Annotated in this window: 19 protein-coding genes; 9 read left to right on the top strand and 10 right to left on the bottom strand. The window is 54.6% G+C overall.

The window, feature by feature from the left end; translation table 11 throughout:
• Both AAC632_RS06740 and AAC632_RS06735 read right to left on the bottom strand, forming a co-directional pair.
• On the bottom strand, positions 1–804 hold the full coding sequence (locus tag AAC632_RS06740) for a TRAP transporter small permease subunit (protein WP_340252258.1): 804 nt from the start codon (positions 802–804) through the stop codon (positions 1–3).
• Between the two features lie 101 nt (positions 805–905).
• A complete protein-coding gene (locus AAC632_RS06735; protein ID WP_340297412.1) occupies positions 906–1,919 on the bottom strand; it encodes a TRAP transporter substrate-binding protein in 1,014 nt (337 codons plus the stop codon).
• A 195-nt stretch (positions 1,920–2,114) separates the two neighbouring features.
• Between AAC632_RS06735 and AAC632_RS06730 the strand changes: the two genes are divergently transcribed.
• The 3 genes from AAC632_RS06730 to AAC632_RS06720 all read left to right on the top strand — a co-directional run bounded on the left by AAC632_RS06730 (position 2,115) and on the right by AAC632_RS06720 (position 4,713).
• A complete protein-coding gene (locus AAC632_RS06730; RefSeq protein ID WP_340261243.1) occupies positions 2,115–2,786 on the top strand; it encodes a GntR family transcriptional regulator in 672 nt (223 codons plus the stop codon).
• A 31-nt stretch (positions 2,787–2,817) separates the two neighbouring features.
• Positions 2,818–3,663: a fumarylacetoacetate hydrolase family protein gene (locus tag AAC632_RS06725; protein ID WP_340297414.1), complete on the top strand. Its 846-nt coding sequence runs from the start codon at positions 2,818–2,820 to the stop codon at positions 3,661–3,663.
• A 69-nt stretch (positions 3,664–3,732) separates the two neighbouring features.
• Complete coding sequence (locus AAC632_RS06720) at positions 3,733–4,713, top strand: LysR substrate-binding domain-containing protein (RefSeq protein WP_317656144.1); 981 nt, start codon at positions 3,733–3,735, stop codon at positions 4,711–4,713.
• A gap of 2 nt (positions 4,714–4,715) precedes the next feature.
• Here AAC632_RS06720 and AAC632_RS06715 read toward each other — a convergent pair whose 3' ends face one another.
• The 3 genes from AAC632_RS06715 to AAC632_RS06705 are packed head-to-tail and all read right to left on the bottom strand — an operon-like array spanning position 4,716 to position 7,367.
• A complete protein-coding gene (locus tag AAC632_RS06715) occupies positions 4,716–5,468 on the bottom strand; it encodes an SDR family NAD(P)-dependent oxidoreductase (protein WP_340297416.1) in 753 nt (250 codons plus the stop codon).
• A gap of 37 nt (positions 5,469–5,505) precedes the next feature.
• Positions 5,506–6,552, bottom strand: a complete 1,047-nt coding sequence (locus tag AAC632_RS06710; RefSeq protein ID WP_340252268.1) for a transketolase family protein — start codon at positions 6,550–6,552, stop codon at positions 5,506–5,508.
• Positions 6,549–7,367: a transketolase gene (locus tag AAC632_RS06705; RefSeq protein WP_317656691.1), complete on the bottom strand. Its 819-nt coding sequence runs from the start codon at positions 7,365–7,367 to the stop codon at positions 6,549–6,551. Before AAC632_RS06705 ends, AAC632_RS06710 begins: the two co-directional genes overlap by 4 nt.
• A gap of 225 nt (positions 7,368–7,592) precedes the next feature.
• Here AAC632_RS06705 and AAC632_RS06700 point away from each other — a divergent pair, with 225 nt between their 5' ends.
• Positions 7,593–8,933, top strand: a complete 1,341-nt coding sequence (locus AAC632_RS06700; RefSeq protein WP_340297418.1) for an NAD(P)H-dependent oxidoreductase — start codon at positions 7,593–7,595, stop codon at positions 8,931–8,933.
• 10 nt (positions 8,934–8,943) lie between these two features.
• Positions 8,944–10,893 (top strand): transketolase family protein, encoded by a 1,950-nt coding sequence (locus tag AAC632_RS06695; RefSeq protein ID WP_340297419.1) that lies wholly within the window; start codon positions 8,944–8,946, stop codon positions 10,891–10,893.
• Here the strand turns inward: AAC632_RS06695 and AAC632_RS06690 are convergent.
• From AAC632_RS06690 to uxaC, 4 genes are read right to left on the bottom strand one after another with little or no spacing between them, the layout of a single operon-like run.
• Positions 10,890–12,317 (bottom strand): mannitol dehydrogenase family protein, encoded by a 1,428-nt coding sequence (locus AAC632_RS06690; RefSeq protein WP_445322644.1) that lies wholly within the window; start codon positions 12,315–12,317, stop codon positions 10,890–10,892. The two genes, AAC632_RS06695 and AAC632_RS06690, sit on opposite strands and share 4 nt — an antisense overlap.
• Positions 12,307–13,053, bottom strand: a complete 747-nt coding sequence (kduD, locus tag AAC632_RS06685) for a 2-dehydro-3-deoxy-D-gluconate 5-dehydrogenase KduD (RefSeq protein WP_340297422.1) — start codon at positions 13,051–13,053, stop codon at positions 12,307–12,309. The genes AAC632_RS06690 and kduD overlap by 11 nt, the downstream gene beginning before the upstream one ends.
• A complete protein-coding gene (gene kduI / locus AAC632_RS06680; protein WP_340297424.1) occupies positions 13,050–13,874 on the bottom strand; it encodes a 5-dehydro-4-deoxy-D-glucuronate isomerase in 825 nt (274 codons plus the stop codon). The genes kduD and kduI overlap by 4 nt, the downstream gene beginning before the upstream one ends.
• 13 nt (positions 13,875–13,887) lie before the next feature.
• The gene (gene uxaC / locus AAC632_RS06675) at positions 13,888–15,291 is read right to left on the bottom strand and encodes a glucuronate isomerase (protein ID WP_340297426.1); all 1,404 of its coding nucleotides are present in this window, start codon (positions 15,289–15,291) and stop codon (positions 13,888–13,890) included.
• A gap of 83 nt (positions 15,292–15,374) precedes the next feature.
• Between uxaC and AAC632_RS06670 the strand changes: the two genes are divergently transcribed.
• Genes AAC632_RS06670 through AAC632_RS06660 form a run of 3 tightly spaced genes read left to right on the top strand, consistent with a single transcriptional unit; the run spans position 15,375 to position 17,937 of the window.
• Positions 15,375–16,121 (top strand): GntR family transcriptional regulator, encoded by a 747-nt coding sequence (locus AAC632_RS06670; RefSeq protein ID WP_340297428.1) that lies wholly within the window; start codon positions 15,375–15,377, stop codon positions 16,119–16,121.
• Entirely contained in the window at positions 16,121–16,999 is an 879-nt protein-coding gene (locus tag AAC632_RS06665; RefSeq protein ID WP_340261257.1) for a phytanoyl-CoA dioxygenase family protein, read from the top strand. Before AAC632_RS06670 ends, AAC632_RS06665 begins: the two co-directional genes overlap by 1 nt.
• A gap of 29 nt (positions 17,000–17,028) precedes the next feature.
• Positions 17,029–17,937 (top strand): AEC family transporter, encoded by a 909-nt coding sequence (locus AAC632_RS06660; protein ID WP_340297430.1) that lies wholly within the window; start codon positions 17,029–17,031, stop codon positions 17,935–17,937.
• Here AAC632_RS06660 and AAC632_RS06655 read toward each other — a convergent pair.
• On the bottom strand, positions 17,934–18,917 hold the full coding sequence (locus tag AAC632_RS06655) for an aldo/keto reductase (protein ID WP_340261259.1): 984 nt from the start codon (positions 18,915–18,917) through the stop codon (positions 17,934–17,936). The two genes, AAC632_RS06660 and AAC632_RS06655, sit on opposite strands and share 4 nt — an antisense overlap.
• 149 nt (positions 18,918–19,066) lie before the next feature.
• Between AAC632_RS06655 and AAC632_RS06650 the strand changes: the two genes are divergently transcribed.
• On the top strand, positions 19,067–19,846 hold the full coding sequence (locus tag AAC632_RS06650; protein WP_340297432.1) for an SDR family oxidoreductase: 780 nt from the start codon (positions 19,067–19,069) through the stop codon (positions 19,844–19,846).
• The last annotated feature ends 72 nt before the right edge of the window (positions 19,847–19,918 follow it).

Raw genomic sequence — 19,918 nt, 5'->3', positions numbered from 1 at the left:
TTACTGCTCCAAAGTCTTACGGATATTTTCGATTTCCGTTTCATCAATGTCATCGTGGGCAAGGTGCTCAGGAGCCTTGTTCCAATCTGAGAAGAGGTTGGACACAGCTTGCACAGCGACCAAGCTGATGATGGCCAGAAGTGAAGCCTTCAACGTGCCTGGGATGGGTGGATCCCAAAACGTTCCGAAAACCTCCATACGGGCCCAACGTGCTGCCGCATCGTTGTAGCCACCCCAGACAAGCGCAAAGGCAAAGAAAACGATTAAAACAACAGAAATAACGTCAGCAGTTTTTTGCGCCCAGCGCGGCATCATATCGTAGATAACGTAGATCCGAATATGGCTTCGTTGCTGCATGGCGTACTGACCAGCGAACAAGAACACGAAAGCAGCAATCCAAAGCGACATCTCGTTGGCCCACAAAGTTGGCGCTGAAAATACATACCGCGCAACCACCTCGTAGAACATTACCATCACAATTACAGCAATCGCGATCATGGTAAGCCTGGACGTCACCAAAGTTAGTTTGTCAAAAAAGCCGTCGGGCACGGGTTCAATCGCACCTTTGGTGTCAGAAAAATAAAGCGAGGTCATGATTAAGGTAAAGGCAACTGATACCCAAGTAACCGGTACAATTGGCCGCCCTTCAGGCCGGATCATCTCATACAGGCCCATACCTTCCTCTGCCCACAAATGGGTGGACAAGAGATACAAGTAGATGACGCCCGTAATACAGCCAGATGCAATCGCTAGCATTTTTACTGGTTGGCGCATCTTCCCCAACCAAAGACTATTAGTCTGCATAATTTGCCCCAATCACTTGTTGGTTTAACCCTGCTGGAAGGGGCTGGCGAACCTGGTAGTTCGCCAGCCCCAAGCTAACCGCTAATTGCGGCCATTGAGCATTAGTTGATCAGACCCAGAACGGTCATGTACTCAACATGGCTGTCTACCAGCGCAGCTGCCTCAGGCGAACGTGTTGCCCAGTCAGCCCAAGCTTCTTGAGCCATCGAGCGGAACATCGCACGATCTTCTGCCGACCAGTCGTGAAGCACGATACCATCCGCTGTCAGCTGAGCCGCCGCTTCGGCGTTTGCAACGTCCATGTAGAGGGTCAGCTGCAGAGAAAGCTTCTGCCATGCGACTTCCATGATGCGTTGCTGCTGCTCAGTCAAACCATCCCAGACGTCCTTATTACAGGCGAGGTGGTCAGATGGCATTGAGTGGAAGCCAGGGAACGACGCATGTCCTACGATGTCGTAAAGACCCATTGCTACGTTGTTAGCAAGTGCAGAAGCGTCGGCGCCGTCGATAACACCCGTCTCAAGAGCGGTAAAGATGTCAGTGAAATCCATCACGATTGGCGATGCACCAAGCTTCTCAAAAATCTCGGTCTCCATTCCAGGAGGCGAGCGGAACTTCCAACCTTCAAGATCTGCTGGTCCAGCGATTGGACGGGAAGAAGACATCGATTCTTGGCCAAACAGCGACCATCCGATGAGCTGCATGTTGTATGAATTGTACAGCTCCTGGGCATCATCGTATCCACCGCCCTGGTAAAGCCAAGAATACTGCTGCCATGGAGTGTCATAACCACCCATGATATCGCCCAAGAATTGGAAGGCAGGGTTTTTACCAGTTTGGTAAGCGGCGCCGGTTGCGTCGCAATCCAGAATGCCGTTAACCGCAGCGTCCCAAGTTTCAACAGAACCCACAACAGATGAAGAGAAGAACATCTCTACGGTAATGTCTCCGCCAGACATCACATTTACGTCGTCAGCCCACTGTGTAATATGACGACCAAGCGGCGTCTCTGCTGCGTGGTGAGTTTGGATCCGGAGATTAACCGGGTCCGCTGCCGCTGCGCCAGCGACCATAGCGCCCGCTGCAGCCGTTACTAAAAGCGATTTAATTTTCATCGTTCCTCCCTTTGCGGCTTTAGCCGCTGAGTATTTTGCTGCTGTACTGCAGCTTTTAAAATTCGATGGCGCACCATCTAGAATCGACGGTAGCCAAAGCGCTATCGACAATCAACCACTTTTGGTATACCAAAATTTTTCATCTCAATTATTTCAAACGTTGTTTATTGGTTTGTTGTCGATTGTGAAATTTCTATGTCAGAGTTTTCATCGCAAAATTTGGCCGACCAAACGGCTCTAAAGCTCAGAAGATGCATCCTTAGAGGTGACATCAAACCTGGCGATCCAATCAAAGAACGAGACACAGCCATCGTGATGGGTGTGAGTCGTACGCCGATGCGCGAGGCGATCCGTATGCTATCCAAGGAAGGGCTCATTGAGCTTCGGCCAAGCAGGAGTCCAGTAGTTGCAGAGCTGAATATAACATCCGCAACAGAGCAGGCTGCAGTCCTTATTGCTTTGGAAAATCTTTCCGTTGAACTAGCGTGCGAAAACGCGACCGAGAAAGATCTCGAGGACATGCAGCAAATTGTTGAAAATATGGATGCGAATTTCTACCAGTTCGACCCCCTCGACATGTTTGAGATTGACATGTCGTTTCATACAGCTATCGCCAAAGCGTCGCACAACTCGGCACTAGCAAAGACACATCAAGCCTTTCAGCAACGGCTATGGCACGCACGCTATTTAGCCGCGCGGGAACGTCGCAACCGAGATCGTGTCGTCAGTCAACATAACTCTATCCTAGAAGGGTTAAAAATGAGAGACAAACGGGCCGCTTGCAGCGCAGTGGGAGCGCATCTGTCGCAATTAGCCGAAGATATTCGTCAACAGATTACAAACCAAAATGCCCGGAAGGGTACATAGCAAGATCAAATCAAGAGTAGGAGAATAATAGATGAAATTACTGCGCTACGGCCCCCAGGGTCAGGAAAAGCCAGCTATTCTAGATGCAGAAGGCCAAGTGCGCGACCTGTCGGGCCATGTCGCCGATTTCGCAGGCGCAGCCGTGTCACTTGAGGCTTTGGACGCAATCCGCAAAATCGACATCTCAACGCTACCCGTTGTTGCCAATCCTGGTCGGATTGGGGCCTGCCTTGCCTCTGTGCCTAATTTCTATTGCATTGGCTTAAACTACGCCAAACACGCCGCCGAGACAGGCGCAGAGCCCCCAAAGGAGCCCATCATTTTCTCCAAAGCGACCTCATCCTTGTCTGGCCCGTTTGACCCTGTGGTCATTCCACGCAATTCGGTCAAAGCCGATTGGGAGGTCGAGCTTGGCGTGGTGATCGGCCGCGAGGCGCTTTATGTCAGCGAGGCGGATGCGCTCTCTTATGTGGCGGGCTATTGCACCATTAACGATGTCTCAGAGCGCGAGTTCCAAATCGAAAAAGGTGGTCAGTGGATCAAAGGCAAATCTGCCCCAACCTTTGGCCCTACAGGCCCCTATCTGGTCACCGCAGATGAGGTTGGCGATCCACAAAAACTGGGGCTAACCTTGTCGCTGAATGGCGAAGTTGTGCAGGATTCGAACACCGATGATATGATTTTTGGTGTCGCGAAAATCATCTCTTACATGAGCCAATTCATGAAACTGGTTCCGGGCGATATCATCGCGACAGGCACACCTTCGGGCGTAGGTATGGGGATGAAACCGCAACGGTTCCTCAAGCCAGGTGATATGATGGAGATCGAAGTGAAGGGTCTCGGCGCACAAAAACAAACAGCCGAAGCTGCAAGCTAAGGCCATCTAAGTTTCCCAAGGCGGGGTTCGCCCGCCTTGGTTTTTTATGTTCGGCCAGAGTTTGTCCCCATGTCGCGCACGCCCAACCTTAACGGCTTTCTGTATTTCGAAACCGTGGCACGGCGGGGCACGATCAGCCGCGCCGCCGAAGAGATGTCAGTATCGCCCTCAGCGGTCAGCCAACAAATCAAACTTCTTGAACAAAATCTGGGCGTAAAGCTGTTCCGTCGTCAGGGGCGTATGTTGAGCCTGACGCTGGAAGGCGAGCAACTGTTTCAATCGGCCTCCGTGGCGCTTCGCATGCTGCGCGACACAAGCCGTCATTTCAAACGCGGGCGCGAAACTTATCAGCTGAATATGCGCGTAACCCCCAGTTTTGGGGTGCGGTGGTTGGGCCCCCGCCTGTCTGATTTCATCGCGCGCCATCCTGATTGGGATCTTCACATTGATGCGGCCCCCGACCCCACCGATTTTGACCGCGAGATGATGGAACTGGATCTACGCTATGGCACGGGGAATTGGCCGGGCTATCACAGCGAAGCGGTGTTTGACGATTGCGTGGTTCCCCTGTGCAGCCCCGACTACCTAAAAGAGCTCCCACAAAGCGGCGATGCCGCCGCCACCCTTGCCGCGGCACGTCTCATTGGCACGCCACGGGCCTTGTGCCAGTGGGACTATTGGCTGAACCACAATGCCATCACCCTGCCCGAACGGCATATGCCGATTTTGATGGATCGCTCCTCTATGGCGCTGCAACTGGCCGTTGATGGGGTGGGGGTGGTGCTCGACAGCATGTCCTTAGCTATGCCTGAAATCGCCGAGGGGCGGCTTGTGCCAGTTCTGCCGCAAATTCCCGTTTTGCGCTTTACATCCTATTGGGCGATCTGCCCGAGCCGCTATATCAAGCGGCGCGCTGTGCAAGAATTTCTTGCGTGGTTAAAATCGCAGACCAAGGATTTCGAAACTGAAATCACCGCTGCCTGCGCCCGCCACGGATTGCGTCAAACCCGTATAGAATTCGACCTCGAGCGGGCGGCAGAGCAGCATTAGGTTTAGTGGATCAACGATCCGCCATTCACATCGACCTCAGAACCCGTGACATAGGCCGAAAGATCAGATGCCAAGAACAACGCGCAACCTGCCACGTCCGAGGCTTCGCCCGCGCGCCCCATCGGGATACCCGCAAGGATCTGCACCTTCATCTCAGGGGTCAGCTTGCCCGCCGTAATGTCGGTGGCGATAAATCCTGGGCAAATCGCATTGGCACGGATGCCATCAGGCGCCAATTCCCGTGCCATTGCCTTGGTCAGGCCCAAAACACCCGCCTTGGCCGCCGAATAATGCGGCCCGCCAAAAATACCGCCGCCCCGCTGCGCCGATACCGATGACATATTCACAAGCTTGCCACTTTGGCGCTCACGCATATGCGGGATTACAGCCTGACTCATATTCAGCGTGCCAAGCAGGTTCACATCCAACACGGCATCATAGTTTTCATGGCGAATTTCCATGATCTTCAATGGCTGTGTAATGCCCGCATTATTGACCAAAATATCAATCTGGCCATAGGCCTCGAGGATCACAGCGACCGCACGGTCGCAATCCTCTTTGCGCGTCACATCGCAGGCAAGCCCGATATGGCCTGCGCCCAAATCAGCGGCGGCTTCTTCGGCTTGGCCCTCGTCCAAATCCAAGATTGCCACTTTTGCGCCATGCTTCACGAAAAGCTTTGCCGTGGCCTTGCCCAATCCGCGCGGGCTTGCAGCCCCTGTGATGATGGCAATCTGTCCGTCCAGTAAACCCATTCTCGCTTCTCCTTTGACCGCGCCGCGCGGCGCGTGGTTATTGGTCGACCCAACGGCGCAGTTGCTCTGCAATCCGTTCAACTGTGATCCCGTATTGGTCATGCAGGCTTGGCAATGCGCCTGCGTCCAAAAATTCATCTGGCAAGCCAATTTGGCGCAATGGCACGAAGACATCATGCGTCATCAGCGTCTTGGCGACCGCATCACCAAGCCCGCCTGTGATGGAATGATTTTCTGCAACCACCACAAGGCGCCCGTTTTTTTGTGCCTCGGCAAGAATTGTGTCTTGATCCAAGGGTTTGATGGTTGGGCTGTGCAACACCGCAACGCCAATGCCATCTTGCGCCAGAACCTGCGCCGCATCCAAAGCGCGCATGGTCATGATCCCTGAAGAAATGATCAAAACATCCGCACCCTCACGCAGCAACTTCGCGCGACCAAGCTCAAAACTATAATCATACGCGCCCAACACATTGGCCACTTGTCCGCGCAAAAGCCGCATATATGCAGGGCCGTTATAGTCTGTGATGGCGCGCGTGGCCTGTGCCACATCCACCGCATCGCAAGGGTCAATCACCACCATATTGGGCATCGCCCGCATGATCGCCATGTCTTCGGTCGCTTGATGGCTTGGGCCATAGCCTGTGGTCAAACCCGGCAGCGCGCAGACGATTTTGACGGGCAGGTTTTCCTCTGCAATCGCCATAGCGATAAAGTCATAGGCGCGCCGCGCGGCAAAAACCGCGTAGGTGGTTGCAAAGGGCGTAAACCCTTCGCGGGCAAGCCCTGCTGCGGCCGACATCAAAAGCCCTTCGGCCATACCCATCTGATAAAACCGCTCAGGATAGGCCTGCGCAAAAATATGCAGATCGGTGTATTTCGACAAATCGGCAGACAACCCCACGATATCCGCACGGGTCTTGGCCAAGTCCACCAATGCATGACCAAATGGCGCCGCAATCGTCTCGCGGCCTTCGGCATCGAGAGAGGCGATCATAGCGGATGTGCGCACTGCATCTGCGCCACTTGCGCGGCTGCGGGGGGTATATTTCGACTTTCTGCGGGAATGGGGAGGGATGCTCATAGCGGCTTTTTCTCCTCATGCTCAGCCAAGGCCTTGGCCCATTCATCGGCTTCGACACGGATAAAATGCGTTTTCTCACGGGTCTCAAGAAAGCTGATCCCATGACACATTTTGGTATTGCAAATAATAACACGAGGGCATGGATTGGGATGCGTTTTGGCCGCATCAAAGGCCGCAACCACCGCTGCTAAATCATTGCCATCCACCTCTTGTGCGAACCAGCCAAAGGCCTCCCATTTCGGCGCTTCGGCCCCTTGGGCCAAGGCCGCACGACTTGGCCCATCGGCCTGTTGATTGTTGAAATCAACGATCGCAATCAGGTTGTCCAATTTCCATTGGGTGGCAGACATCACGGCCTCCCAAGTCGAGCCTTCGCCAAGTTCGCCATCTGACAACAGATTATAGACAAAGGCAGGGTTGTTCTTGCGCTTCAGACCCAAGGCTGCGCCCACCGCAATGCCCAACCCATGACCAAGCGATCCGCCTGTGATCTCCATCCCAGGCGTATAGGCGGCCATGCCCGACATCGGCAGGCGGCTATCATCCATGCCATAGGTGGCGATTTCATCCTCGGGCAAAATCCCCGCTTCAATCAGTGCTGCATAGAGTGCGATCGCATAGTGACCGATAGAGAGATAAAACCTATCGCGCCCTTCCCATTCTGGATCATCGGCGCGCAGGCGCATCGCATGAAAATAGGACACGGCCAAAACATCAGCGACACCAAGCGCCTGACCAATATAGCCTTGCCCCTGCACCTCACCCATCAATAGCGCGTTGCGCCGAATTGCCCAAGCCCGTTGTGCCAGCGACATATTTGCTCCGCTCTGGCTCACAACACCCCTCCCTGCATGCTCTGCGGTTTCCCCATGATATCCGCGCCGAAGATGCGGCAGCGACAGGACGAAAAACAAGACCAGATAAATGAATTATCTTTAAGCCCTGCTTTAAGATAATGCTCAAAAAAATGATGGTTATTGTCGCAGCCGTCCCGTTATCAAAGATAGAGCTTGTGCCGCAACCAATAGGGGAAAAACATCATGAACCTGTCACGACTGCTTGCCGAATATAACGCCGCCAAGGGGCCTGTGCGTGTTGGTTTGATTGGGGCGGGAAAATTTGGCTCAATGATCCTCGCGCAGGCGAAGCACATCAAGGGCTATCACATTGTGGGTGTTGCGGATCTTGATATCAGCAAGGCCAAATCCTCCTTCGCGCGCGTTCATTGGGCTGCCGAGGCCTATGACGCCCCGACCCTCTCTGACGCGTATAAGACGGGCAAAACCTGCATTACCGATGACGTGGAGGCGTTGATGGAATTTGATGGCATCGACTGCGTGATTGAGGCCACAGGGCATCCGATTGCAGGCATCCGCCATGCGCTTGCCGCCATTGAGGCGGGTAAACATGTGATCATGGTTAATGTTGAGGCCGATGTTCTATGCGGGGCCTATCTGGCCGCGCGCGCCCGTGAAAAAGGTGTGGTCTATTCCATGGCCTATGGCGATCAGCCTGCCGCCATTTGCGAACTTGTCGATTGGGTGCAGGCGAGCGGCTTTGAATTGGTCGCCGCAGGAAAGGGCATGAATTTCTGCCCGCATTACCGCTATTCGACCCCCGACACGGTCTGGGGCTTTTTCGGGTGGAGCGATGAAGAAGTCGCTGCAGGTGATTTCAATCCAAAAATGTATAACAGTTTCACCGATGGCACGAAGGCCGCGATTGAAATGGCCGCGGTCGCCAATGCCACAGGGCTTGACTGTCCAGAGGATGGCTTGGCCTTCCACCCTGCGGGCCTGCATGATCTGGCACGCGTATTCAAACCCCAATCCGAAGGCGGGGAATTGGCCCGCGCAGGTTTGGTCGATATCGCAGCAAGTCGCGAGCCCGATGGGCGGGTGGTAATGAACAATATCCAATACGGAATGTTCGTCACCTTTCGGGCGCCCGATGAATATACGCGCGGCTGCTTCCAGCAATATGGACTCTTGACCGATGACAGCGGGTGGTATGGGTCAATGTGGCGGCCGTTCCATTTGATCGGCCTTGAAACATCGGTTTCCGTGTTGAACGCTGTTTTGCGGGGCGAGGCCACAGGCAGTTCAACGCTTTATCGCGCCGATGCAGTCGCAACCGCCAAAGGGGACTTCAAAGCAGGCGACTATTTGGACGGCGAAGGCGGGTTCAAAGTGTGGGCCAAGGCAATCCCCGCAACGCGCGCGGCCAAGGTCAATGCCTTGCCAATCGGGCTTGCACATCACATCAAACTCAAGCGCGACATCGCCCGCGACCAGATCGTGACCCTAGACGATGTCGAAATCAAAGACGATCTCGATATATTTGAGATGCGCCGTGCCTTGCGCGAAATGGCCAATGGCTAGGGAGGGCAGCATGAACATCCAATCCATGGCGGATTCAATCCGCTTTTTGGCACTTGATACGATTGTGGCAGCGGGTGAGGGTCATCAAGGCGTCCCGCTTGGTATGGCCGAGGTTGCCGCAACGCTTTACGCCAATCACCTCAAGGTTGACCCCAAAAACCCGCTCTGGCCCGACCGCGATCGCGTGGTTCTCTCCAATGGTCATGGATCTATGTTGCTTTATGCGCTGTTGCACCTCTCAGGCTATGAGAAGGTTGATCTTGCGGCGGTGAAATCTTTTCGAAAATTGCACTCGGTCTGCGCAGGCCATCCCGAGATTGAGCAAGATGCAGGGATTGAGATCACCACGGGGCTGCTTGGCCAGGGCATCGCCTGTGCGGTTGGCATGGCCGTGGCCGAAGAACGAATGCGCGCAGAATTTGGCGCTGATCTCTGCGATCATCGCACATGGGCCTTTGTGGGTGATGGCTGCTTGCAGGAGGGCATTGGCCAAGAGGCGATTTCACTGGCGGGTCACTTGCGCTTGGGGCGTCTGACATTTCTCTGGGATGACAACCATATCACCGATGACGGCGACACTGCTTTGTCGATCAGCGAGGACATTCCCGCCCGTTTCACCGCGGCGGGGTGGCATGTGGTCGAGGTGGATGGCCATGATATCGCCGCGATTGATGCCGCCATTCTATCTGCAAAGTCTGACCGCCGCCCGTCTTTGATTGCCTGCCGCACCACAATCGCGCGCGGCATCCCCCGCCTTCAGGGGCAACGCGGCGGACATAGCGCGCCACTCTCTCCAAAAGACGCGGCTGAGGCGCGCGCTGCGCGCAACTGGACGCACGAGGCCTTTGTGATCCCGCAAGACATTTATGCCGATTGGACAGCCGCAATGTCGCGCGGAAGAGATGCTGCGCGGGATTGGGCCGCGCGTCTAGAGTTCGACCCAAAGGCCGCAGAATTCACCCGCCGAATGGAGGGCATATTGCCCCAAAACTGGCCGCAAATTATGGCCGATATTGAGGCGCGTTTAACAGCAACGGACGCAGCCCGCGCGACAATCGCCTCATCGGGTGATGTTTGCGAAAGATTAGAGGCCGCTTTGCCCGAGCTGTGCATTCTCTGCGCAGATTTGGAGGCCCCCACCAATCACAAGCGCGGTCGCACGGCATTCGGCCCTGAGAACCGCCAAGGCAGCTATGTGCATTGCGGGGTGCGCGAGCATTTAATGGGGGCAATGGCCTGTGGGATCGCCGCCCATGGCGGGCTGATTGCGGTCAATGTGACCTATCTGGCCTTCGCAGATTACGAGCGCCCTGCGATGCGGATGGCCGCCTTGATGGGGCTGCCCGTGCTTTTTGTCTTTAGCCATGACTCCATCGGGGTCGGGTCGAATGGGCCAACCCATCAGCCCGTTGAAATCCTCGCCAGTTTTCGCGCTATGCCGAATTTCTGGGTGATGCGCCCCGCCGATGCGCGCGAAACAGTCATGGGGTGGGATCAAGCCCTGCGCCGAAAATCAGGCCCCACCCTTTTGGCGCTCAGCCGTCAGGACTTGGTGCAGCTGCCCCAAATATCGGGTTGTGCCAATGGGGGCTATATCCTGGCAGGCGAAGACCCTCGCGATATCACGCTGATTGCAACAGGCAGTGAAGTTGCACTTGCGCTTGACGCAGCCGCGCAGTTGCAACGGGCAGACATCCGCGCCACGGTTGTCTCGTTGCCCTGTTGGGAAATTTTCGAAACCCAAAGCCCCGCGCAGCGCGCCGCAATCTTGGGCACGGGGCCCAAAATCGGTATTGAGGCCGCTGTGCGGTTCGGATGGGATCAAATCCTTGCCCCAGAAGATCCGTTTATCGGCATGACGGGCTTTGGCGCCTCTGCAAAAGCGCCCGAACTCTTCGCCCATTTCGGCATCACAACCGAGGCCATTGTTGCCGCCGCCAAAGCACGGCTTTCGCGTTAAGTCGTAAGATAAGTCTCTAGCGTTTTGCGCACCCCCTCACGGGACAGGGCTAGATAGGCATCCGTCACGGGCACATGAATATCAGCAGCAAGGCTTGGGTCGAAGATCGCCTCAAGGCCCAAAATTCGTGTAACCGCCTCGGCCTCATCCACGCCTGAATGAGCGGCGCGCAGGACATCGGCCATAGGATCGCGCAACTCAATCGCCTCCCCCGCCTCGTCAAAGCCAGCGGTGTAGCGCATCCACCCTGCAACAGCGAGGATCAGACCCCGATCCTCAGCCCCCTTTTTGCGCGCCGCGCGCAATGTCCCGAGCAGGCGTTGCGGTAATTTCTGGCTGCCATCCATCGCGATCTGCCATGTGCGGTGCTGGATCGCAGGGTTGTTGAACCGCGCACGCAAGGCTGCGGCATAATTTTCGAGCGATACACCCTCAGGCGGGGTCAAATGCGGAATGACCTCGCGCGCCCAAAGACGTTGCGCATAAGCGTCAAACACGGGATCAGCCATAACATCCGTGATCGTATGATGCCCCGCCACATAACCCAAATAGGACAAGGCCGAATGGGAGGCGTTGAGCATCCGAAGCTTCATATCCTCATAGGGGGCGACATCTTGCACCAACTCTGCCCCGACCTGATCCCATGCAGGGCGCACACCGCCGACAAAATCATCCTCCATCACCCATTGGCGATAAGGTTCATGCACCACGGGTGCGGCATCGGCAAAGCCCGTCAGGCGCGCCACTTCTGCCCGTGTCTCATCGGTCGTAGCGGGCACGATCCGATCGACCATGGTTGAAGGAAAGGCCCCATGATCCGCGATCCATTGCGCAAGATCTGGGTCAAGGATTTGTGCAAATTCCAAAACCAGCCCGCGCAAGAGTTTCCCGTTATGAGGTAGGTTATCACAGCACAAAATGGTAAAGGGCGGGATGCCCACCGCCTTGCGCAAGGCAAGCGCGCGAGTGAGATAGCCAATGCTGCTTTGCGGGCTGTCATGGGTCAAATCATGGATGATATCAGGGTGATCTCGATCCAACGCGCCGCTTGCGGGATGGTGGCAATAGCCTTTCTCCGTGACGGTCAGCGAAACAATTTTGACCGAAGGGGCTGCCATTGCGGCCAAAACCGCAGAAGGGTCTTCTGGGGCAACCAAAACCGTGTTTAGGCTTGTAACAAGGAGAAGCTCCGCACCATCTGGGGCAAGTTCCAAAGCGTGATAAACAGCGCCTTGCGGTTGCAGCGCATCACGGGTTGTGGGCGATTTGAGAGAAACCCCGATGATCCCCCAATCCCCGCCTGCCTTTGCCATGGCCTGTTGCGTGTAAATTGCCCCATGCGTGCGAAAAAACGCGCCAAGGCCCAAGTGAACAATGCCCGGGCTTGGGGCAGGTGCCGTGCGGGTCAAAGGGTTATCGGGCAAGCCATCCTCCATCTACATTGATCACCGCACCATGAATATAAGCCGCCGCAGGCGAGGCGAGAAAGGCCGCCGTATGACCAATATCTGACGGCTCGCCCCACCGACCTGCGGGAATGCGCGCCAGAATTGCCGCATTGCGATCGGCATCTTTGCGCAGGTTTTCCGTGTTGTTGGACACAACATAACCCGGCGCAATCGCGTTAACGTTGATGCCGTCTGCCGCCCATTCATTGGCCAAAATTTTGGTTAAACCCGCAACCCCATGCTTTGAGGCGGTATAAGCAGGTACGCGAATGCCACCCTGAAACGCCAACAATGAGGCAATATTCACCACCGCTGCGGGGCCGCGCGGCGCGCGGTCAAGATGCGCCTTGGCGAAGGCCTGCGTGGTAAAAAACAACGCCTTGAGATTTACATCCATCACCGCGTCCCAATCCGCCGCCGTATAATCGAGACTGTCCTCGCGGCGGATGATGCCCGCGTTATTGACCAAGATGGAATAGCCCGCGCCCGCAAAAATTTCGCGCGCGGCCATGGGATCCGCAAAATCAAGGATCATCTCATCGGCAATACCGCCCTGCGCCGCAATCGCCGCGCAAGTTTCAGCGCAGTCGCGCCGCCCCGCACAAGTGACAGATGCCCCTTGATCGGCCAAGGCAAGGGCAATGGCCTGACCAATGCCCGTATTCGCCCCCGTCACCAAGGCCCGTCTGCCGGCGAGGGAAAACGCGCTCATCGCAGATCCTCCAGATCAACAAAATCCATATCCGTGAAATCGACATTATCGCCCGCCATGGCCCAGATGAATCTGTAATGCCCATGCCCCGCGCCCGCATGAATTGACCACGGCGGCGACAGCACAGCCGCCTCATTTCCCACAACCAAATGGCGGGTCTCGTGCGGTTCCCCCATCAGATGCAGCACCCGCGCCTCTGGTGCCATATCCCAATAAAGATAGGCTTCCATGCGCCGATCATGCGTGTGTGGCGGCATCGTGTTCCAGACCGATCCTTGACCCAAAGTGGTGTAGCCCATGACCAATTGGCAGCTCTCCATCACCAAAGGATGGATGAATTGGTTAATCACGCGCTCATTGGCCGTCTCAGCCGCACCCAAGGCCACGCGGTTGCTGTCTTTCGGTGTGAGATGACGATGTGGATAGCGGTGATGCGCGGGGGCGGAGGTAATGTAAAACCGCCCCGCTCCTGAGAAGGTCACATCACCCGCCGCCATCCCCAGATAAAGCACATCGCCCTGCGCCATCTCCCACACCTGACCATCCGCGCTGACTTGGCCTGTGTCCCCAATATTGACGATGCCCATTTCACGGCGCTCCATGAAACTGGCCGTGCGCGTCTGTCCAATTTTATCAAGGCGCAGACTGCCGCCATTTGGCACGGCGCCGCCAAGGGTGAAGCGGTCATAATGCGAATAACACAGCTTGATCTTGCCGCTCTCAAACAGACCTTCGACCAAAAAGGACGCGCGCAACATTGCCGTATCCATACCCTTTGCGTGGTCAGGGTGAATGGCATGGCGGGTTTCAACCTCGATCATCGGGGCGGTCCTTTCAAAGTTTATAGGCACGGCGCGCAAGCCCCGTGGTTAAGTCCTGCATCAGATCACCCGCTTCGCTTTCGTCCAAGCGGCCTGTGACAATCAATTCCGCCAAATAGGCTGCATCGACCCGCCGGGCGACATCGTGGCGCGCGGGGATCGAGCAAAAGGCACGGGTGTCATCATTGAACCCTGCAAGGTTATAGAACCCTGCGGTTTCCGTAACCGAACGGCGAAAGCGCATCATCCCTTCATAGCTGTCATGGAACCACCAAGGCGGGCCCAGAAAGAGACAAGGATATACTCCCGCTAAAGGTGCTAGTTCGCGGGCGTAGCTGCTTTCATCCAAGGTGAATAGGATCAGATGGAACCCGTCCGCGCGGCCAAATTCCTGCAACAAAGGGCGCAGCGCGTTGACGTAATCGGTGCGTTGCGGGATGTCGTAACCCTTATCCCGACCAAAGCGCGCCAAAACCCAATCGGAATGATTGCGCTGTGATCCTGCGTGTATTTGCATCACCAAACCATCTGCAACCGACATGCGCGCCATCTCGGTCAGCATTTGCGCGCGAAACAACTCGCGCGTGGCGAGGTCAGCTTTGCCTGTCATGACATCGTCAAACAGAGCCGCGGCCTCGGCCCGCGAGAGATTGGCGGTGTTGGCCGTTGGGTGGCCATGGTCAGTCGCGGTTGCACCCAAAGATGCAAAATACGCACGGCGCGCATGATGGGCGGCAAGGTAGCTCTCCCATGTTACAGCACCGCCACCATGCGCACAGAAGGCTTCGACATTGCCTATGAACCCATCAAAATCGGGATCAATAACCGCGTCAGGCCGATAGGTGGTGATAACGCGACCCTGCCATCCGCTGTCGCGGATCGTGCGGTGATGGGCCAAATCGTCAAGCGCGCTTTCCGTGGTCGCGAGAACATCTAAGTTGAACCGCTCAAATAGGGCGCGGGGCCGAAAGGCGGGGCTTGCTAATTTCTCGTTGATTGCATCAAAAGCCGCGTCTGCCGTCTCTGGCGATAGTCTTTGATCTAGGCCACACAAATCTTGCAGCGCGTGGTCAATCCACATCCGCGAAGGGGTCGCTGCAAAAAGGCGATAGTGCCGCGCAAACAGCCGCCAGATTTTGCGCGGATCCGTTTCCACCGCACCACCATCGGCACGCGGCACGCCTAAATCCTCTAGCGCGACACCTTGGGAATGAAGCATCCGAAACACATAGTGATCGGGCGTGATGAACAGTTTGGCGACGTCTTCAAAGGGTTCATTCTTCGCGAACCACTGGGGGTCGGTATGACCATGGGGTGAGATGATCGGCGCATCTTTGACCTGCGCATAAAGCGCACGGGCCAGCGACCGCGCTGTAGGCTCTGTAGGAAACAGGCGGTCTTCACTTAAAAAGCCCATAGGCGGCCCCTTTTGGTTAATCTTCTTGCAAACTGATATGCTAGTATATAACCTAGGTCAATCAGACAGGGATTGATCCTGAAATGACCCAAGACATGCCACTCATATCGCTTGACCGAACCGCCCGCCCTGCGATCGCGGATTTGGTCTATGGGGAATTGCACAAACAGGTGCTCAACCTTGACCTGAAACCCGGTGAGAAGCTGTCAGAAGCTGAGATCGCAAAACGGTTTGAAGTCTCCCGTCAACCAGTGCGCGATGCATTCTACAGGCTTTCGAAAATGGGCTTCCTGCTGATCCGCCCGCAACGCGCCACATTGGTGTCGTTGATCTCCACCCGGGCGGTGATGCAGGCCCAGTTCATTCGCATCGCGCTTGAGGCTGAGGCCGTGCGCCATGCGGCCACACGGCTTGCCCCCGCAGATATTCAAGCATTGGAGGGGCTGATCGCAGAACAGACCGCCGCCAAAGACGCTGGCGACAAGCTGCGGTTTCATGCCGCCGATGACGCCTTCCACCGCGAAATCTGTTTGCGGGCGGGGCTAGAATTTACATGGGACCTGATTGCAGAAAACAAAGGCCATATGGATCGGGTCAGAATGCTGTCCTTGGCGTTTTCATCGCAAACGGCATGGGATGATCATATAGCGCTGACCCGCGCCTTAGCTGATCGTGATCCTGATGGCGCGGCAGAGATCATGCGCGCTCATCTCTCACGCATTCATGAACAACTGATCCGTATTCGGGCCGAGCATGAAGCCTATTTCGAAGATGACAACCCAAGCGAGGCAACTCTGCCCCTTGGATTGCGGGAAAAGAGGATGACCTGATGCAAGAACCTGTCGCACGCAACGGAACCCATCTCGCCCCTGATATGATCGCGCGCTACTGGGAGGATGGGTTTCTCTTTCCAATAGATGTTCTGTCACGCGATGAGGCGCAAGCCTACCGCACTCAACTGGAATTGGTCGAGCGTGATTGGCTAGACGGTGATTTGCCCCTGCCCCTCAACACCTACAAACGCGTCAACGCGCAGCTGGTAATGCCCTTTGTCCATGAGATAGCGACTAAGCCACAGGTCTTAGACGTGATCGAAGGCATTCTTGGACCTGATATTTTGATCTATAGTGCCGAGTTTTTCATTAAAAACGCACAAAGCGATCAGTATGTCTCGATGCATCAAGACTTGACCTATTGGGGAATGGGCACCACCTCTGAGATGGTCACCGCTTGGATCGCCCTTTCTCCAGCAACGCGGGCAAGTGGCTGTATGGATTTCGTCAAAGGCAGTCATAAATCGGAAATTCTACCTCATACCGATACGTTCAGTGAGAAGAACCTGCTGTCGCGTGGCCAAGAGATTGCGGTCGATGTGGCCGAGACAGACAAAACCGCCATTGAGCTGATGCCGGGGCAAATGTCGTTACATCACGGGCTGACCATTCATGGCTCTGGTCCAAATGTCTCGGATGATCGGCGCATCGCGGTTGTAGTACGCTATCTCACGCCTAAAGTAGCGCAAAACATGGCCGATCAGGATTTTGCTATGCTTGCGCGTGGCATCGACCGGGTGGGCAAGTTTATCCATTACACCGCGCCGCAAACTCTGTTTGAGTCTCGCGCAATTGATCTTTATGACGAAATAAGGCAGTCGCGCGCCAAAGCGATGATGGCAGGCGCAAAAGCACAAAAAGGCATCTACGCCTAAGACCCCATAGTTTAGAAAGAGCCCTCCCCATGCTCGCGATGCTGCATGTTCTGACACATGACATCCTGCCAGTCTTTGCCATGATGGCACTGGGTTTCATACTCGGTAGGGGTAACTTAGTCAGTGTTCCAGATGCGAAAACGCTTAACCGTGTAGCATTTCTACTACAGCCTGCACTTCTGTTTCCCCTGACGAATTTGCTCGATTGGCATGACTTTCAATTCGACGCAATCGGTCTTTATGCAATTTGCCAAATAATAATATTTAGCATTACTTTTTTCATCTGCCGGATCGTTTTAGGTCGCGAAAAGCTTGAGGCCTGGCTGCTCTCAATGGCCATGATTTTCGTAAACACTTTGCTATACATGTGGCCGATTTCATATCTAATTTATGGCGAAGCCGCAGCCCTTCCGATCACTGCAATTGTGGCATGGGATGCCACTATTACATTTGCTTTCTTCATAATAACAACGGATTTGATGGCCAACCCAAAAGCAAATGTTTACCAATCTATGCGCCGCATAGCACTCAACCCTGTGTTGATTTCAATTTTTTTGGGGATCGTCACCAACTTGATGGGCGTAGTAGCGCTGGAACCAATACTCACAGGTCTCGACTTTGCTGGGGCAGCTGCTGCGCCGCTGACGTTATTCGCACTTGGCGTAATCCTATCAAGCCATCCACTTACACCCAACGCCAGTGTCATCATGCTTACAGGGATGAAACTTCTAGCGTTCCCAGCCTTAGTATTTGCAGCTTTGAGCCTTGGAGAACGTCCAGCCCAATGGAATACGCTTGTGGTCCTTTGCGCAGCGGGTCCGTCCGGGGCAATGGCATTTACACTCGCAATGCTACACGGAGTACGCACAGATACTATCGCCCCAGTCATTATCTGGACATCAACCCTCTCGCTGATCTCACTTGCCTGGTTGGCTTAGCAATACCGCTCGATCGTACGCATGTGAGTGTAAGAATAGCGATCCCCGCGGGCAAATCCCACAGGTAACACTGCTTCGATCCGCGCCATATCAGCATCGGAAAGGGCAACCTCATCAGCGCGAACCCATTCCATTAGATGCGCCGCAGTCCGTGTTCCAGGTATGGGAACAAACCCAGCCCCACGCTGCAGCACCCACGCCATTGCCATGGCGGATACAGGTACAGATTTGGCCCTTGCTAATTCTTTGAAGCGGTCGATCAGAGCCTTGTTTTTTGGATAATTCTCGGTTGAAAAACGTGGAATATCACGGCGCAAATCACCCTCGGCCATCAGCGTCGGATCGGGATAATTTTCGCCAAAGACGCCGCGCGCCAGAGGCGAAAACGGCACAAAGGTAATATCCAATTCTTCACAACTTTGGATTACTCCCAATTCCGGCAATCGAGACCAGAGTGAATACTCACTTTGGACTGCAAGCGGGGGTAAAATTGCATGAGCTTCCCTAACTGTCGAAGGCGCTACCTCAGATAGACCGTAACCGCCGATCTTTCCCTCTCGGATCAAATCTTGCATTACCCCGACAGCCTCCGATAAGGGCACTGCGGGATCGCGACGATGCAGATAATATAGTGCGACATGATCTACACCGAGGCGCTTCAGCGATCCTTCTATTTCAGCTCGAATATGGTCGGGGCGGTTGTTAACCGGCTCTTTGGCATCACGTTGGATCCCAACTTTTGTAGCAAGCACAACATCACGACGGGCTTTTTTTAGCCAAGAGCCAAGAACAGTTTCCGATCTCCCCATTCCGTAGACATTAGCCGTGTCCAAAAATGTGATGCCCATCTCATAAGCGCAATCAAGGCACGCGTGGCTTGTTGCCTCATCCGTTTCGCCAAATACACCCGCAAAACTCATACATCCCAAACCAATTGCCCCAACCATGGGCCCATTTGCACCAAGTCTGCGCTGTTTCATAAAGTCCCCTGCATCATTTATAAAAGGTCATGGACATAGGGGACAGATGAAACCGAACTGTCAAGGTTATGAAAAAAAATGACTCTTTTCAAAAACTCAGAAATTGCCCACAGTCGCATCTTAACAAGATCTGAAAGAGGTAGCTGCTAATGTCGATACTCGCGTCTTTGACTCCACGAAAGGGCTTACGCGTTTTGATAACTGCTGGAGCCAGCGGCATAGGCAAACACATCACGGATGGGTTCATAGAAGCCGGCGCTCGTGTCCATATCTCTGACATCAACTCAGATGCCCTCAATGAGGCAATAGGCGGCCCAATCACGGGAACCCTAGCAAACTCAGCTAGTCCCGAAGATACCAAGCAGCTGTTTACACAAGCGATGCTAAACCTGGGGGGGCTTGATGTAGTAATTGCAAATTCGGGGATAGCAGGGCCCACAGCAACTATTGATGATGTCTCACCAGAAGATTGGGATGAAACACTCGAAGTTAACCTGAAAGGAGCCTATCTAGCAGCTCACCACTCAAGCAATGAACTAATTAAATCAAAAGGCTTATTTATCGCAATGTCGTCAGCCGCTGGTCGACTTCCCTATGCTTTTAGGACACCTTATTCAGCCTCCAAATGGGGCGTAGTAGGATTGGCTAAATCCCTCGCTGCAGAGCTTGGTCCAACAGGGGTGCGCGCCAATGCTATTTTACCGGGAATAGTTCAAGGACCCCGCATGGATGGCGTGATATCGGCCCGAGCCGAACAAACAGGCGTAAGCTTTGAAGAAATGCGGAATACATATCTTGCCAAAGTATCGTTGCGTCGAATGGTAAGCCCGCAGGACATTGCATCAATGTGTCTATTTTTGTCATCTCCCGGGGGCTCCAACATTTCAGGTCAAGCTCTAAGCGTCTGTGGTGGTGTTGAAACACTTTAATCCTGCTTGGATCATGTTCATTACACTAAAATACTCAGGTAAGCTTGCTAACAGCTTTTAGAATAAGGAGCC

The sequence above is a fragment of the Roseobacter sp. HKCC-CH-9351 genome (assembly GCF_037830295.1).
Classification (GTDB): domain Bacteria; phylum Pseudomonadota; class Alphaproteobacteria; order Rhodobacterales; family Rhodobacteraceae; genus M30B80.
Note: the sequence above shows the minus strand (reverse complement) of the source record. Positions and strands in the feature narration are given on the sequence as shown.